General features: G+C 68.0%; 14 protein-coding genes. 2 read left to right on the forward strand and 12 right to left on the reverse strand.

Going from position 1 to position 13,105, the window contains the following annotated elements; all coding sequences use genetic code 11:
• Nucleotides 1–165 precede the first annotated feature (165 nt).
• Complete coding sequence (locus tag JNG39_RS20505) at nt 166–2,745, forward strand: penicillin-binding protein 1A (protein WP_368313812.1); 2,580 nt, start codon at nt 166–168, stop codon at nt 2,743–2,745.
• 56 nt (nt 2,746–2,801) lie between these two features.
• A complete protein-coding gene (locus tag JNG39_RS20510; protein ID WP_368313813.1) occupies nt 2,802–3,458 on the forward strand; it encodes a hypothetical protein in 657 nt (218 codons plus the stop codon).
• Between the two features lie 20 nt (nt 3,459–3,478).
• On the opposite strand, the gene JNG39_RS20515 is transcribed toward JNG39_RS20510, so the two are convergent.
• From JNG39_RS20515 to JNG39_RS20570, 12 genes are all read right to left on the reverse strand, one after another.
• Entirely contained in the window at nt 3,479–3,919 is a 441-nt protein-coding gene (locus JNG39_RS20515; protein WP_368313814.1) for a hypothetical protein, read from the reverse strand.
• A gap of 14 nt (nt 3,920–3,933) precedes the next feature.
• The gene (locus tag JNG39_RS20520; protein ID WP_368313815.1) at nt 3,934–5,223 is read right to left on the reverse strand and encodes a FliI/YscN family ATPase; all 1,290 of its coding nucleotides are present in this window, start codon (nt 5,221–5,223) and stop codon (nt 3,934–3,936) included.
• Entirely contained in the window at nt 5,220–7,316 is a 2,097-nt protein-coding gene (locus tag JNG39_RS20525) for an FHIPEP family type III secretion protein (RefSeq protein ID WP_368313816.1), read from the reverse strand. Before JNG39_RS20525 ends, JNG39_RS20520 begins: the two co-directional genes overlap by 4 nt.
• Nucleotides 7,313–8,050: an EscU/YscU/HrcU family type III secretion system export apparatus switch protein gene (locus JNG39_RS20530; protein WP_368313817.1), complete on the reverse strand. Its 738-nt coding sequence runs from the start codon at nt 8,048–8,050 to the stop codon at nt 7,313–7,315. The genes JNG39_RS20525 and JNG39_RS20530 overlap by 4 nt, the downstream gene beginning before the upstream one ends.
• Entirely contained in the window at nt 8,047–8,793 is a 747-nt protein-coding gene (locus JNG39_RS20535; RefSeq protein WP_368313818.1) for an EscT/YscT/HrcT family type III secretion system export apparatus protein, read from the reverse strand. Before JNG39_RS20535 ends, JNG39_RS20530 begins: the two co-directional genes overlap by 4 nt.
• Nucleotides 8,790–9,059, reverse strand: coding sequence for a flagellar biosynthetic protein FliQ (locus tag JNG39_RS20540; RefSeq protein ID WP_368313819.1), 270 nt, complete (start codon nt 9,057–9,059; stop codon nt 8,790–8,792). Before JNG39_RS20540 ends, JNG39_RS20535 begins: the two co-directional genes overlap by 4 nt.
• A 6-nt stretch (nt 9,060–9,065) precedes the next feature.
• Nucleotides 9,066–9,728: an EscR/YscR/HrcR family type III secretion system export apparatus protein gene (locus JNG39_RS20545; protein WP_368313820.1), complete on the reverse strand. Its 663-nt coding sequence runs from the start codon at nt 9,726–9,728 to the stop codon at nt 9,066–9,068.
• Nucleotides 9,707–10,612, reverse strand: coding sequence for a FliM/FliN family flagellar motor switch protein (locus JNG39_RS20550; protein ID WP_368313821.1), 906 nt, complete (start codon nt 10,610–10,612; stop codon nt 9,707–9,709). The genes JNG39_RS20545 and JNG39_RS20550 overlap by 22 nt, the downstream gene beginning before the upstream one ends.
• A gap of 83 nt (nt 10,613–10,695) precedes the next feature.
• Nucleotides 10,696–11,313: a hypothetical protein gene (locus JNG39_RS20555; RefSeq protein ID WP_368313822.1), complete on the reverse strand. Its 618-nt coding sequence runs from the start codon at nt 11,311–11,313 to the stop codon at nt 10,696–10,698.
• Nucleotides 11,310–11,882, reverse strand: a complete 573-nt coding sequence (locus JNG39_RS20560) for a hypothetical protein (protein ID WP_368313823.1) — start codon at nt 11,880–11,882, stop codon at nt 11,310–11,312. The genes JNG39_RS20555 and JNG39_RS20560 overlap by 4 nt, the downstream gene beginning before the upstream one ends.
• Nucleotides 11,879–12,700 (reverse strand): type III secretion system inner membrane ring lipoprotein SctJ, encoded by an 822-nt coding sequence (gene sctJ / locus JNG39_RS20565; protein ID WP_368313824.1) that lies wholly within the window; start codon nt 12,698–12,700, stop codon nt 11,879–11,881. The genes JNG39_RS20560 and sctJ overlap by 4 nt, the downstream gene beginning before the upstream one ends.
• Nucleotides 12,693–13,013 (reverse strand): hypothetical protein, encoded by a 321-nt coding sequence (locus tag JNG39_RS20570; RefSeq protein ID WP_368313825.1) that lies wholly within the window; start codon nt 13,011–13,013, stop codon nt 12,693–12,695. The genes sctJ and JNG39_RS20570 overlap by 8 nt, the downstream gene beginning before the upstream one ends.
• Between the last annotated feature and the right edge of the window lie 92 nt (nt 13,014–13,105).

A 13,105-nucleotide genomic window follows, 5' to 3' on the forward strand; every position in this document is an offset into this window, starting at 1 on the left:
TGGCAACGGCCGTTCCAGGCCACTTACCGGCACTATTTCACAAATCCGATCACCGGGTTAGCCGTCACCGCTGACCTAGTGTCTAGCGTTCCGGGCCGGGCGCGGATAGGTGCCTAGGCCCTATACTGCGCCCCGACCCACACGGCGGTGACGAAGTCCCCATCCATGCGAATCCTCAAGCGTCTGCTGCGCTACGCCCTTTACCTCGCCTTGGCCGGCATCCTTTTCGTCGTCGGCGCGGTGGGCGTCGCCTACTGGTTGTTGGCGCCCCGCCTGCCGTCGGTCGCGGTCCTGCGCGACTACCATATGCAGGTTCCCCTGCGCGTGCTGAGCTCCGACGGCAAACTCATCGCATCGTTCGGTGAGACCCGACGCATCCCCGTCCGCATCGCCGACGTACCGGCGCGCCTCAAGAATGCTGTCTTATCGGCCGAGGACGGCGATTTCTATAGCCACCCCGGCATCGATTGGCACGGCATCGTCCGAGCCGGGGTCCACGTGATCCTTTCCGGCGGCGACAAGGGCCCGGGCGGCTCCACGATCACCCAGCAGGTGGCCCGCAACTTCTTCCTGAGCCCCGAGAAGCTCTACTCGCGCAAGCTGACGGAGATGTTCATCGCCCTGCGCATGGAGAACGAGCTCTCCAAGGACCAGATCCTGGAGCTCTACCTCAACAAGATGTTCCTGGGCCACCGCGCCTACGGCGTGGCGGCGGCGGCCTCGTATTACTACGGCAAGACGCTCGACCAGCTTTCCGTGGCGCAGTGCGCGACCATCGCCTCCACGTTCCAGCTGCCCTCGGTGGTCAATCCGCTCAACAACCCCAAGCGGATGATCGCCCGCCGCGACTGGGTGCTGGGCCAGATGCTGTCCAACCGGTTCATCACCCAGGCGGAGTACGACGAGGCCATCAAGGAGCCGAACGACGCCTTCCCGCATGAACAGCAGATCGAGGTCGACGCGCCGTACCTTGCCGAAATGGTGCGCCAGCAGACGCTCGAGAAGCTGGGCAACGACGCGCTCACCGAGGGTTACGTGGTGCATACCACGGTGTCCAGCACCGACCAGACGGCCGCCAACGAGGCCCTGCGCGGCAAGCTCTCCGCCTACGACCGCCGTCACGGCTACCGCGGGCCCGAGGGTCACGAGGAACTCCCCGCCCAGGCCGGCCCGGAGGATTACGACCGCGTTCTCGCCGGCTACACCAGCGTCGCGGGCATGATGCCCGGGATCGTGACGGAAACCGGTCCGAAGGAGGCGAAGGTGTACCTGTCGGCGAAGGAAACGGCCACCCTGAGCCTGGAATCCATCGCCTGGGCACGCCCCTACGTCAATGAAGGCCGTGCCGGCGCCACGCCCACCCGGGTCGATGCCGTGCTCAAGCGCGGCGACGTCGTCCGCCTGATCCGCAGCGAAAAGGACGACATCGCCGAGAATGCCAAGGCCGCCGATACCGCCGCCGGCAGCGAAACCGGCAAGGCCGAACCGCAGAAAGGCCCATGGCGCCTGACCCAGATTCCCGCCGTGCAGGCGGCCCTGGTTTCCCTCGATCCCGAAGACGGCGCCGTGCGCGCCCTGGTCGGCGGCTTCAGCTTCGTACGCTCGAAGTTCAACCGTGCCGTGATGGCGGCCCGCCAGCCCGGCTCCAGTTTCAAGCCCTATCTTTACTCGGCGGCGTTCGAGCGCGGTTTCACGCCGGCGTCGATCGTCAACGATGCCCCCGTGGCCTTCCCCGACCCGTCGCGTCCGGACGGCATGTGGACGCCGGCCAACGACGACAACAAGTTCGACGGCCCGATGCGCCTGCGCGAAGCGCTGGTGCAGTCGAAGAACCTCGTGTCGGTGCGCCTGCTCGACGCCATCGGCGTGCGCTTCGTGCGCGACTACGCCACGCGCTTCGGCTTCACGCCCGACGCGCTGCCGCAGAACCTGTCGCTGGCGCTGGGCACGGCCTCGGTGTCGCCCATGGCCATGGCGCGCGGCTATGCCGTGTTCGCCAACGGCGGTTACCTCATCACGCCGTATTTCATCTCGCGCATCGACGACCGCGACGGCAAGCCCGTTTACGTGGCCAACCCCGAACGCGCCTGCGCCGATTGCCAGGAGCGCCTGCTCAACCCCACGCCGCCCGGACCGCCCACGCAGCCGTCCACCGCGCTCATCCCGGCCAAGCCGGCCAGTGCGGGTAGCGCCGGCGGCACGGGCACGGGCGATGCGGTGTTGCCGGCCGACGCCCACGACAACGCCACCGAAGCGCCGAAGCTCGCGCCCCACGTGATCGACGTGCGCAACGACTACCTGATCACCTCGCTGATGCTCGACGTCATCAAGCGCGGCACCGGTTCGGCGGCCAAGGCGCTCGGCCGCGACGACCTCGCCGGCAAGACGGGCTCCACCAACGACCACCGTGACGCCTGGTTCGTCGGCTTCAACGGCGACTATTCCACGGCCGTCTGGGTGGGCTTCGACGACTTCAGCTCACTCGGGCGCGGCGAATTCGGCGCCAAGGCGGCGCTGCCGATCTGGATGGACTACATGGGCAGCGTGCTGAAGGATCGCCCGTCGCACACCCTCGCCATGCCTCCCGGCATCGCCACGGTGCAGATCGACCCCGGCTCGGGCCTGCCGTCCGCCGGCGGTGGGATGAGTGAAATCATGAAGGTCGAGGATGTCGACCGTCTCCGCGCACAAGCGCAGCAGAAACAGCAGGAGGAACAACAGGACCACGCCTACGACATTTTTTGAGCGCGCGCTGGTTTGGCGTGCGCCTGGCAGACGAACACATCACATGGGGGTGAGTCATGGCACGAGGTGAACACCACAGGATCCATGCCCAGGACCGGACGCAGCGCAATCGCGTCCTCGTCGCACAGGAAGCGGCCCGCTTGATGAGCGAGCATGGCATCCGCGACTTCCACCACGCGAAACTGAAGGCCGCCGAGCGACTCGGCATCGTCGATACGCAAGCCCTGCCCCGTAACAACGAGATCGAAGAAGCCTTGCGCGAACACCAGCGCATCTTCCACGCCGACACCCAACCCCGGGCCTTGCGCGCCCGTCGCGAGGCGGCCATGGAGGCCATGCGTTTCCTTCGCGGCTTCGACGCCCGCCTCGTGGGCGCCGTGCTCGAAGGCACCGCCGACGAACACTCGGCCGTCTGCCTGCACGTGTTCAGCGACGACCCCGAGGCTCCCGGCATCTTCCTGCGCGAGCAGGGCATCCCGCTCGAAACCCAGACCCGCCGGCTGCGCTGGTCCGACCACGAGCAAAGCGAGCACACGGTGCTGCTGTTCGGCGCCGACGGCATTCCGTTCGACATCACCGTGCTGCCGGTGGACGCGATCCGCCAGGCTCCGCTGGACCGTGTCGACGAGCGGCCGATGCGGCGTGCCAGCGTGGCGATGGTGCAGCAGTTGCTGGCCGAGGAAGACATGGCCGCGTACGACGCCGGCCCTTGACCCGCCATCGGCGACCGGGGTCACGCATCCCGGTCGTCGGCGTCTTCCTCTCGTCGCATCGCCAGGCGTTCGACGATGCCCGCATAGGTCTTTTCGCGCTCCGTCCACCCGGCGATCCGCGCCGCCGTCTCCCGCAGCGCCTCCCTGGCCTCGTCCCGCGCCGCCAACGCCATCTTGCGTCGTTCCAGCATCCGGGCGTGGCGGTAAGTGAGCGCCTCGATCGCATGAATCCGCATCGTCGCGCTCTCGCAGGGCTTCCCGGCCCGCCCGTCCAGCGAGCGGCGCAATGCCTCGATCGCCCTGGCATCGGCACACACGCCTTCATCCAGCGCGTCGACCGCGGCCTCGCAGGATCGAAGGTGCTCGGATTCCCGGCCAAGAACGAAACTCCATCGACGCCGACGCCACGTGGCGATGGAGGCCAGCCCGGCGAGGGCTGGCGCATGGGCGGGGTCGGCCACCCGACGCATCGGTGTCAGGCCTCCCGGCCGAGCAGGGTTTCGAGCATCGCCGCGGCGTCTTCGCGCTCCGTCGGATGCACGTCGGAAAGATCCTGGCGCAGGAACGCATCGATCGCGTCGTGCATCCGCACCGCCCGGTCCAGCGCCGCATCCGAGCCGGGACGATACTCGCCCAGGCGTATCAGCAGCTCCGACTCGCGATAAAGCGACATCAGGCCGCGGACGTCGTTCACGCGGCGCAGGTGCGCTGCGGAGCATACGCGGGAGACGACGCGGCTGCGGCTGGACAAGACGTCGATGGCCGGGAAGTGCCCCGCGTCGGCGAGTTCCGTCGTCATGACGATATGCCCGTCGAGCAACGACCTCACCTCCTCCGACACCGGATCGCTTCCTTCCGGCCCCTCGACCAGCACGGTGTACAACGCGCTGATCGCACCGAGCCCGGTGCGCCCCGCCCGCTCGATCAGGCGTGGCAGTTCCGCGAACACCCCGGGAGGAAACCCACGCCTCACGGGGGGCTCGCCGGCCGCGAGTCCCACCTCGCGCAACGCGCGCGCGAATCGCGTGAGGGAGTCCACGACCAGGAGGACATGCCTGCCATCGTCCCGCAACGACTCCGCAATCGCGGATGCCGTATGCGCTGCGCCGATGCGCTCGGCGGCGGGACGATCGGATGTCGATACCACCACGACGGAGCGGTCGCGCAGGGACGGGGCGATCGCATCGGACAGAAACTCACTCACCTCGCGGCCACGTTCGCCGATGAGCCCGATCACCACGGCGTCCACCTCGGCCCGGGCGGTGATCGCGCCGATCAGCGTCGTCTTGCCCGCGCCGGCACCGGCGAAGACGCCCACACGCTGTCCCACGCCCAGGGGCAGCATGCCGTCGATCGCGCGAACGCCCGTACGGAAGGGTTGGTCGATCGGCGGACGGGAGAGGGGTGACGCGACATCGCCGCGAACCTCCCTTACGCGGCGGCCGATTTCCGGGCCGCCGTCCAGCGGACGGCAAAACCCGTCGACGACGCGCCCGAGCAGATCGCGTCCATGGGGAACGCGTAGGCCGTGGCCCATGGCTTCGACCCGCGTCAACGGCGAAACGCCGAGGAGGCTTCCGATCGGCGTGACGACCGTGCGTTCACCGTCGAAGCCGACCACCTCGCCGAACGTCGCCTCGTCGGCACCCGGCGGCCAGAGCCTGCACAGGTCGCCCACGCGGGCATGGATGCCCACCACGTGGAGCACCGTACCCGCGACGCGAACGACTTTGCCGCCCTCCTTCACCGATTCGGCCGTCGTCACGGAAGCAACTCGACGTGGCCGACGTTGCGTATCTCCACGTCGGCGAACGGCACCTCGCTGGTCGCCATGACGGGTGCATCGCACGCCACGCCACGCAGCAGGTCGGCGACGTGCTCACGCAACGACGCGGACGTCAGCACCACGGCATGCTTCGGCAACGATCGCGCGGCGGCACGGAAGGTCCGTTCCGCGCGATCGAGCTGCTCCCGGTCCAGGGCGAGCCGGGGCGTCCTGCCGTCCACGAGGAGCAAGGCCTCGGCGAGGAAGCGCGTGCACTCGTCGTCCAGCGTGGCGATCGCCAGGATGCCCGACGACGGCTCGGCGAAGGCGCGCGCGATCTGGCGTCCCAAGGCGATGCGTGCGGCCCGCACCATCAGGTCGTGCCTTCGCTCGTCAGGCGCGAGCTTGACGATCGCCTCGACGATCGCCCTGACGTTTCGCACGGACACCCGCTCGGCGAGAAGCGCCTTGAGCACGGCCGCGAAGTCGGTCGGCGTCGTCGATTGCGAAAATCCGTCCACCAGATCGGGAAACAGGATCTGCAATCGGTCCAGGAGGTGCCGGGCCTCCTGCGTTCCCATGAAGGTGGGTGCGTGGGCCGTGCAGACGGCCAGGAGATGTTCCGCGAGGACATCGCCGGGCGCATGTACGGCGACGCCCTGCTTGCGCAGCGGCGCCGCATCCGCGCCCGCCAGCCACGCGCCGTCGCCGATCCCGGGCACGTGCGCCTCCCACGCGTCATCGCCTGCGGATTCGCTCGACGGCACGAAAAGCCGTCCTCGGTACAGGCTGCCCTCGGCCACGGCTTCCGATTCGACCTCGATGCGGTAGGTTTCCGGCTCGAGTGCCCGGTCGCCTTTCATGGACACGCCCGGAAACGGCAAGCCCAGCGACTCCATGAGCCGTTCGCGGACGCGTCCCAGCGCCTCGTCGAATGGGGCGGGCTGCAACGAGGCGAAGGCCTCCTCGCCGATGCGTATCGCCAGCGGGCTGGCGGTGCCCATCTCCACGTTGTCGAGGATGTGCATCGTGTACGACGCTCCCGCCCGGGTCATGTGCCGCATGGGAGTCGCCACCGGCGGGACCGCGCCCTCGTCGCGCTTGCGCAGGCCCACGCCGACGAGCATGAACACGGCCGACAGGACGAGGAACACCACGTGCGGAAACCCGGGTACGAGCGCCAGCAGGAGCGTAGCGACGCTCGCCATCAACGCTGGTTTCGACCGAGCGGTGAGTTCGGCGAAGATGCGCGCGCCGAGGTTGTCGCCCCGCCCGGGACGCCCGTCGCCACGGGTGATCAGCAGGCCCGCGGCGATCGCGACGATGAGGGAGGGGATCTGCGACACGAGGCCGTCGCCCACGGTCAGCACCACGTAGGTTCGCCCGGCTTCAGCGAGCGTCATCCCACGGCTGACCATGCCGATGACGATACCGCCGACGATGTTGACCAGCGCGACGACGAGGCCGACGATCGCATCGCCCTTGACGAATTTCATGGCACCGTCCAGCGCGCCGTGCATGTGAATTTCCCTTTGCAGGGTGGCGCGGCGTTCGGCGGCCTCGGCGCCGCTGATGGTGCCGGCGCGCAGGTCGGCGTCGATGCTCATCTGCTTGCCCGGTATCGCATCCAGGGTGAAGCGCGCCGATACTTCCGCGATGCGGTCGCTGCCCTTGGCCACCACCATGAACTGCACGACGCAGAGCACCGCGAACACGACCAGTCCGACCACCACGTTACCTCCCACCACGAGGTGGCCGAAGGTCTGCACCACGTCGCCCGCGTAGCCGTGAAGCAGGATCATCTTCGTGGTCGCGACGGCCAGGCCCAGGCGAAACAACGTCGTCATGAGCAGCAGCGAGGGAAACGTGGCCAACTCCAGCGGCGTACCGATATAGAGGGCCGCCGCCAGGAGGAGGATGGCGAACGCCATGTTCATGGCGATGGCCACGTCGACCATCGCGACCGGCACGGGAAACACCAGCAGGGCAAGCACGCCCAGCAGGATCAGGCCGATGCCGATGTCGGCATGCCCCGCCAGGAAGGTGGTCAGGTCGCCACCGCGAAAGGGCCGCCCGTAATCGTTGGCCTTCATCCTCGCGTGCTCTCCCGATGGGCTTCCCTGCGAAGCCCGCGAACGAGCGGGTCGCCCTCCTGTTCCTTGTGTTCCCTCATGATTTCGTCTTTCTTCATTCGGTTTCTCCGGATCCACAACCGGTGCTGGACCAGGAGATCAAGCACCGCGAGCGCCAGGCAGGCGATCGACGACCACGCGAGTACCTTGCCGGCCTGCACGGCGAAGATCGCCCACGCGACATGCCAGGACCTGTCCTGCAGAACGAAAGGCAGCGCCAGGTTGCCGCCGAGGAACACCCGTGCGATCGCGCCGACGACGCACAGCCGCACGACCGCGAAAAGCAGTTCGGCGGCTCGCGAGAGGCCGAAGAGCTTCTTCAGGCCCGCCATCGGCTGGATCCTCGACAGGTCGACGAGCTTTCGCTTCGTGGCCATCTCGCCGCGCGACTGCAACAGTTCGGGAAGACCGAACGCCAGGATCCCCAGCAGGCCGGTGATGGCGAAGGCACCCAGGAGGTGCAAGGGCATCCAGTGCGAAGCCTTCGGTGCCCCGTCCGCATCGAACGCCAGCCGCAACACGCCCTCCAGGTAGCCGACCAGCACCGAGAAGCCCAACGCGCCTCCCGCGACGATCGCCACCGTCCACGCGAGCATGCCGCATGCCGCCGTGAAATCGCGGCTATGCGGACGGTCGCCCTTGCGTCGCGCTTCGCGCAAGCGGTGCTCGGTGGGTGCCTCGGTGCCCTGGCTCATCGACGTATCGTTCCACGGAGGGTCTGCTCGAGGATGTCGGCCCATGGGTATGCCGACATCGCGACGAGCCCGATCATCGCCACGGCGGCCTTGATGGCCAACGAGAGCGAGAACGGATTCAGTTGCTGTGCATGGCGTGCCGCAACGGCGACGCAGACGTCGGCGAGCAGCAGCAGAGCGAACAGGGGCGAAGCGACGCGTAAGGCCACCTCCAGCACCCATTGCCCCTGTGTTTCCACGAGCGAGCCGAGCCATTCGCGCACCCGCGCGGCTTCGGGCGCCCACGATCCGACGGGCCACGCTTCGTAGGTGGCGATCATGCCCTTGACCGCGAGCATCACGGCGCCGCCCTGGACGAGGCTCAGCATCAGCAGGTTGCCGAAGATCGATTCCAGCGGCCCCGTGGCCGCGCCGAAGGTGGGATTGAACGACGCACCCGCCGTGTAGCCCGCCTGCTGGTCGAGCCATGCGCCTGCCGCCCCGACGGCCACGAAGACCCTCGACACGAGCAGCCCCGCGCCGAATCCCACCGCGGCCTCCTTGAGCGCGAGAAGCACGAGGCTGGCGGGCGTCACCCCGGCTGGCTGCATCGGAGCGACGCACATGGCGACGGCCAACGCGAGCGGCACGGTGAAGCGGCGCCCCACCGACGACGACGCGGCGACGGGAAGCCACGACAGGGCCACGACCGGGCGGACGACGTGCAGGCCGATCGTGAGCAAGGCGTCGAAGAATGACGTCATGCCACCACGCCCGCCAACGGTATGGCATCGAGAATCATCCCGAACAGCACTTCCATCTGCCGCATCATCCATCGCGCCGAAGCGAGCAGGACGGCGCATACGCCACCCAGTTTCAGCACGTAGGCGATGGCCTGGTCCTGCACCTGGACCACCGACTGCAGCAGGCCCACCACGATGCCGATGAGCATCGCCGCGAGCAAGGCGGGCGAGGACGCCAGCAACGCCGTGCGAAACGCGACATCGATGATCTGACCCTGGTCTTCCATGCGCCCTTACCCGGCGTAAGCCTGGATCAATCCGCGCACGGTGCGGGAGAAACCCGCGGTGGCGACGAAGACCAGGAGCTTCAGGGGAATGGACAGCGTGGTCGGCGGGAACATCGTCATGCCCATCGCCATGGTGAGGTTCGCCACGATGAGATCGACCACGGCGAAACCTAGCGCGAGATACATCCCGATCTTGAAGGCCGAGGCCACCTCGGACACGACGAACGCGGGAACGAGCACGGAAAGACGCGGTACGTCGCCATCACCCCCCTCCTCCCCCAGCGCGGCACGCAACGCGTCCAGCTCGCTGGCGTCGACGTACCGCAGCATGAACCGTTCGATCGGCGAGCGGACCGCATCCACCATCTCTCCCAGCGAGGGAAAATGCGTTCCGGTGAGCATGCCGTCGACATCGAGCCCACCGCCGATCGTTTCCGCGACGGGCGCCATCACGAGCATCGTGATGGCCAGCGCAATGCCCGACAGCGCGAGATTGGAGGGCACCTGCTGCACGCCCAACGCGTTACGCAACAGGGCGAGCACGATCGACACCTTCGTGTAGCAGGTGGTCATCACCAAGGCGAGCGGCAGCACGCCGAGGCCCAGCGATGCACCGATCACCCACCACGAATCGACGCCCTGCTCCATCACGCCCGGTTGCCCCAGCACTCGTCGACCAGCACGGCGAGGTGGCCGTCCACCGCGACGAGTTCGCCCTTGGCGAACGGCCTGCCGTGGCTGACCAGGGTCACGTGCCGGCCCGCGACGGAACCCTTGAGGTTCACCACGCCGCCGGCGCATAGGCCCGCGGCTTCATCGTAGGACAGGGTCAACGATTCCAGCACCACGTCAACGTCGAACGTGAGCTCTTCCAGCGCGCGCAGCGGCGCGTCCACCGATCGCGACCTGGGAGACAGCGTCGAAGCATCGCCTTGCAATCCGTTTTCCGTCGCCCATCGTGCCGACATCTCGTATTTCCTCGAACCGTTTACAAATTGAAAGCGAACGTCGTCGCGATCCAGGCGCAGGACGGCGCCGCGAGCCAGTCGTTCCATCTCCGCGACAGTGGCACCGGACAACCGGAGAAGGACATGGATCGATACGCGCATCCACGGCCTGGCAGGCACCCTTCGCGCGTCGGCCGATGCATCGGCCAGGGCATCGGCCAACGCGTCCAGCGGCACCCCGGCCATCGCCACGTGCGCCAGCCGTCCCGTGGAGTGGCGCAGGCCGAAAGCGACCGAACCGAAGGGTGGCGGCTGGTCGAGTAGCGCTTCGACGACGCGATAGGTACAACCCAGGGCACGCTCCAGCGCATCGAGCCAGGGCATGGCCGCCCAATCCATCCATCCGGCCAGTTCGTCGAGGGGACACGCCACAGCGAGCACGTCCGCCGAAAATTCCGGTAGCCAGGATGAGCACTCCACCGCCACCACCAGGTCGCCCCGCGCACCCCGTAATCGCAAGCCCAGCGAGTAGTTCGCCAAGGGCGGCCCCGGCACCATCGCGAACTCGTGCATCGCAACGACGATGCGCGCACGATTCCCGTCCATGGCGCGGGACAGCGCGTTTCGGAAGCGTACCGTCGTCGCGTCCACACGCGGCCAGACGGGTCGCCAGGGGGAAAGCGCCGTCATCACGTCCCATGCCCCGACGCGAACATCGCTTCGCGGACGAGTTCCAGCAGCGCCTGGCGCTCGGCGTCCGCCTTGACTTCGGTAAGGCCGTCGGCCGTTTCGACGACGCAAACGCCATCGTCGAGGTAATCGGCCTGCGCCAGCCGCACACCATCGTCGACTCCCGCTGGCGTCGCATCGGCGAGGATCGCCCGCACCGCGGAGAGCGTGTGGGCGTTGGCGTGCACCGTCCAGGGCATGCACCCCGTCCTTTCGGCATGCAGGCGCCGCAGCGGGCGGCCGAGGAGCGTCGACAGGGTGACATGGTCGCCCACGTGGGCGAGCGCGTCGTCGACGGCACATCGCAGCTGCCGATCGACGTCCGACCATCGGCGCACGTCCGTCCTGAATCCATCGATCACGTCGCGCCACCCGGCTGCGCGACCCGCCTGGTAACCCTGGCGATAGGCGCGTTCGCGCGAACGCCTGAGCCGCCCGGCGAGCCGGTCGCGCGACCGGGCGAGTTCATCGCGCGCCGCGTTCTCCCGGTCCGCCAGGTCGCCGAGAACACGTACCCGGTCCGCGTCGACGATGCGGCCGCCGCCGATGTCGAGGCCCGACCAGCCCAGCCACTTCATGCGGATGCTCCGTTAAAGACGAGCCACAACCGCTCAAGCGCCGCTTCGCCATCCGGGTCGCGCGAGTGGCCTCGAGCCACGCGCACGCCGTCGTTCTCCGATCCATGGCGAACGGCGATGCAACGGGCGGCGTGCGGCGCGAGCGATGCCATGAGCCGTGCCATGCCGACGACTCGCACGGCGTCGATATCCAGCGCCGGCGTGGCGTCGCATGACGACGCGCCAGCGCGCAGCACCGCGAGCAAGGCATCGCGACCGATGATGGCGGACACATCGCGCAGCAGCATCGATCCCGTGCACGCGCGCAACCGTCGCGCCATGTGCCATGCGCCCACGAAGTGGACGAACCGGCGGTATGCGTCCGGATCGCCGAGGCGCTCCATCCATACGAGGTCGTTCGCATCCAATGGCCCCGGCAGCGGTCCGCCCGCCGAATGCAGGGCCACGCTGGCCAGGCGGACGGCCCTCGGCAGCGACGGATCGTACCCGGGCCGAACCCGGGCCGGATCGCTCCAAAGCGACGGTAAGAGCACGGACCGTTCGAACGGCACGCCGCGACGCGGTGTCATGGGGCCTTCCGGTTGGGCCGGGTGGACCCGCGGCGACGATGCGCACGGTCGAAACGGGCCCTGAAGGATGCGATCGACCCAAGCAGGCGCTCACGCCGCGATGGGCGGGTGATCCAGAACGACGCCAGCCCAACGAGCAGCAGCCAGGGCAACAGGGTGACGAACGCCGGCCACGCACCCGGGCGATGCGCCGCGGAGAGGGCTGAACCCAGGCGATCGGTTTCCCTGTCGGTCAGTGCCGGCGCGACCGGCAGCGTGAACACCGCCACGTTCTCGACCGTCGCACCGGGAAGCGCATGCGCCACCATGGTGCGCAACTGGGCTTTCATCAGGTCCACCCTTTGGTCGCTGCGATACCGCACGAACACCGACGCGCTCGGAGGGGGCGATTCCCGTCCACGTTTGTCTTCGTTCGGAATCGACACCTGGACGCTGGCCGACAGTACGCCATCGATGCGCTCGATGGTCGCGGCCAGTTCCTGCCCGATCGCGTACTGGTAACGCAGGTGTTCTTCCCGTTCGCTCGGCATCAGTCCCGTGCCTGGAAACAGTTCGGGCACACGGGGATGCTCATCCCGCGGAAGCTCATAGCGATGCATCACTCGCTCGGCATCCTGCGGGTCGCGCTCGGAGGCCACCAGCGACCACGTACCGTCGGCGGCGCGTTCCCGACGTGCCGACACGCCTTCCTGACGCAGCGACGCCAGGACCTGGTCGGCCTGCCGTTCGTCGAGCCCACTGCGTAACGGCGACTCGCATCCCGCGAGGGCGGCGGCGAAGCCGAGCACGACGCAACGAAGGGCGAACCGGTCAGCCATTCTGTTTCAACTCGTTGAGGCAGTTCTTGGCGCTGGAAGCGATGGTCGTCACCGCGGCCATCTTCACGCCCATGGAACCCAGCTTGTAGGTCGCGACGATGAGGCGTCCCGGGGTCATGCCTTCGCCGCCGGCCGCCATGAGGTCGAGCCAGTCTTTCGCGTCGACGCGACTCGACACCATGTCGCGGTAGAGCGTGTCGAGGATGGAGGGATGCGATTCGGCCCGCGCGAGACCGTTGGCCGCGCCGTCGTCCGGAAGGGAATGCGCCACCGGCGATAGCAGCGGCGCCGGCATGTGGCTAGATGTAATCATATCGATGTCCGCCGATGTGCCGGCGACGTGTCCGCCCTCGCCGGATGGCGGGATGAAGCGCCTGGGTGCGCTCCATCCCGCGGCCGGACCGA

The sequence above is a fragment of the Luteibacter sp. CQ10 genome (assembly GCF_040900725.1).
Classification (GTDB): Bacteria; Pseudomonadota; Gammaproteobacteria; order Xanthomonadales; family Rhodanobacteraceae; genus Luteibacter.

Coding starts and splice junctions, on each gene's coding strand:
- JNG39_RS20505 (WP_368313812.1), top strand. CDS start 166: ATGCGAATCCTCAAGCGTCTGCTGCGCTACGCCCTTTACCTCGCCTTG.
- JNG39_RS20510 (WP_368313813.1), top strand. CDS start 2,802: ATGGCACGAGGTGAACACCACAGGATCCATGCCCAGGACCGGACGCAG.
- JNG39_RS20525 (WP_368313816.1), bottom strand. CDS start 7,316: ATGAAGGCCAACGATTACGGGCGGCCCTTTCGCGGTGGCGACCTGACC.
- JNG39_RS20530 (WP_368313817.1), bottom strand. CDS start 8,050: ATGAGCCAGGGCACCGAGGCACCCACCGAGCACCGCTTGCGCGAAGCG.
- JNG39_RS20535 (WP_368313818.1), bottom strand. CDS start 8,793: ATGACGTCATTCTTCGACGCCTTGCTCACGATCGGCCTGCACGTCGTC.
- JNG39_RS20540 (WP_368313819.1), bottom strand. CDS start 9,059: ATGGAAGACCAGGGTCAGATCATCGATGTCGCGTTTCGCACGGCGTTG.
- JNG39_RS20550 (WP_368313821.1), bottom strand. CDS start 10,612: ATGGACGGGAATCGTGCGCGCATCGTCGTTGCGATGCACGAGTTCGCG.
- JNG39_RS20555 (WP_368313822.1), bottom strand. CDS start 11,313: ATGAAGTGGCTGGGCTGGTCGGGCCTCGACATCGGCGGCGGCCGCATC.
- JNG39_RS20560 (WP_368313823.1), bottom strand. CDS start 11,882: ATGACACCGCGTCGCGGCGTGCCGTTCGAACGGTCCGTGCTCTTACCG.
- sctJ (WP_368313824.1), bottom strand. CDS start 12,700: ATGGCTGACCGGTTCGCCCTTCGTTGCGTCGTGCTCGGCTTCGCCGCC.
- JNG39_RS20570 (WP_368313825.1), bottom strand. CDS start 13,013: ATGATTACATCTAGCCACATGCCGGCGCCGCTGCTATCGCCGGTGGCG.